The sequence below is a fragment of the Methylophaga sp. UBA5088 genome, from assembly GCF_002414625.1.
Taxonomy (GTDB): Bacteria; Pseudomonadota; Gammaproteobacteria; order Nitrosococcales; family Methylophagaceae; genus Methylophaga; species Methylophaga marina.
This window is the reverse complement of record NZ_DIAC01000107.1, coordinates 2,330-4,497: the sequence shown is the minus strand read 5'-3', so window position 1 is coordinate 4,497 and position 2,168 is coordinate 2,330. Positions and strand designations below refer to the sequence as shown.

The 2,168-nt window shown below is 40.5% G+C and carries 1 protein-coding gene; it reads right to left on the bottom strand.

Going from position 1 to position 2,168, the window contains the following annotated elements; all coding sequences use genetic code 11:
• Positions 1-64 precede the first annotated feature (64 nt).
• The gene (locus tag B4K20_RS13525; protein ID WP_289244981.1) at positions 65-1,375 is read right to left on the bottom strand and encodes an MFS transporter; all 1,311 of its coding nucleotides are present in this window, start codon (positions 1,373-1,375) and stop codon (positions 65-67) included.
• Between the last annotated feature and the right edge of the window lie 793 nt (positions 1,376-2,168).

The following is a 2,168-nucleotide window of genomic DNA, read 5'->3' as shown; positions in this document are numbered from 1 at the left end:
AGGTTCAAATCCTTCTGTCCCGACCAATTTCTCTTGTTAATATCATCAATATATAAACTCACAATTACGAGCCGCTTTGTCTTAAAGCATTGATAATCCGTTCTCGTTCTTCTTCTCCATAAAAGCTTGGATCATCAAATAAGTCTCTTTGTGGTTGATCAAACATCATGCTGAGTACTTGGGAGCTGGTTTGGACCATCGGTTCGAAGTGAGCATTATTTCCACTGACAAGATCAACTACACGGCGACGACGGTAAACTGTATAAGCTGCCAATATTAATAAAACTGCGCCAATGTAAAGTGGCAGACCTTGTGCCCCAATCAGTGTCATCAATGAGCCTGCTGCGACAGGTGCAAAGGCACATCCTAGGCCATGAAGAACCAACATATCCGATGAGCCTGAAACAATTTCGTCAGGATGCAGTTGGTCGATAAGTTGAGCCACTGACAGTGGATAGATAGAGAAAGACAGACCACCCCAGATAAAAAAGACAACAAGTAACACCGTCTGAGAGGGAATGATTGCCATGGATAAAGCGACGAGACCGGCTAATGTCACTACCCATGTAATCACTTTTGGTCTGTCATGCTTATCTGAATAACGACCAATAGGAATCTGCAAAGCGGCACCACCTAAAATGGTTAAACTCATGATGAGAGCAATACCACTGATGTCATAGCCAAGTTGTGTCGCATAGATTGGCGTCATTGCCCAGAATGCGCCCATCGCTAAACCCGATAAGGTTGAACCGGCAACAGAGAGTGGCGCAATTTTTAATAAATTTTTTAAACTGCTTTTAGGTTTTTCTGAATTGATAGTGGGTTGATTTCGTCGTGTTAATGTTAAAGGGAGTATCGCCCAGCTTATGAGAATAGAAACGATAGCAAATAATAAGAAATTATCTGGTTTCGCGATATGTAACATTTGTTGCGCGATAGTGAGTGCACCTAAGTTAACTACCATATAAAAAGCAAATACACGGCCTCGCTCATGACTGGCGGCTTGACTGTTGAGCCAGCTCTCAATGACCGTCATCAGGGTGATATAGGCAAGCCCATAGAAAAATCGCAAGATAATCCAGACCCATGCATCAATAAAAATAATGTGTATTAAAGTCGAGGACGCACATATTGATGCACAAAATGCAAATGTCCGGATATGTCCCATTCGGCGTATGAGTCTACCGCTCACCCAGGTGCCACAAATAAAGCCAATAAAATAGCTCGACATAATGAAGCCCATTGTCGCGCTAGAAAAACCTTCATCTGTACCTCTCAATGTAAGTAGGGTACTAATCAGCCCATTGCCTAACAATAAAAGGGCAACACTCCATAAAATAGATTGGATTGGTTTTAATAATGCAAAGGATTGCATATGTTCTCCTGTGTATTTCTGCACCTTATTGTGGAATGTCGTGCACCAAAAACATGCTTAATCTATGTGAGGGTAGTGAAGAAACATGCTATATAGCGATAAACTGCAGGTTTAAGAGTCATCATTGCTGTTCTTTACCTCGTTGTAAGGCATTTGATGCAAATGCTGCACCGATAATCTGGTCATGATGATTGAGGTGATTGGGTACAGAGTGATTTTCACAGAAATTTCGCAGTCAGGTGATAATATCAATCTCGAACTATCCTTGTTAGCAGTTCACCACCCTTAGCCAGCTTACTCCCGATAAGCTGGCTTATTTTTTTCAAAACTTTACATTCCCACTGCAACCATTATTTTTTTATCGTGTCATAGTTTTACCTGAGACTATCGTCATGGGTGTAATTTCTACTCCTTGTTTTGAGAAGGCGGTGATGTCTACATTACCGCCTTTTTTCTTGCTTAGTAGATAACTAATCGATTTTCATTCGTTAATTCCAATGAATATTTCTTTCGTTTGTATAGTCAATAATCGTACTGACGTTCACTGACCTGTACGTCAGTAATCCTATCTGCGTAAATCTCCTTTTTTTGGAGTAGGGTGGTTCTAGTAACCACCCTTTTTTTATGCTTATCTCTGCATATAACATGACTAATGTATGATGAATTTGTGGTTTGAATTTTTAAAAGGTAATTATTTATATGCACTATCGCTATCTTGGGAATACAGATTTAAAAGTCAGCCGAATTTGTCTGGGTACGATGACTTTTGGCGAGCAAAACACCCAAGCTGAGG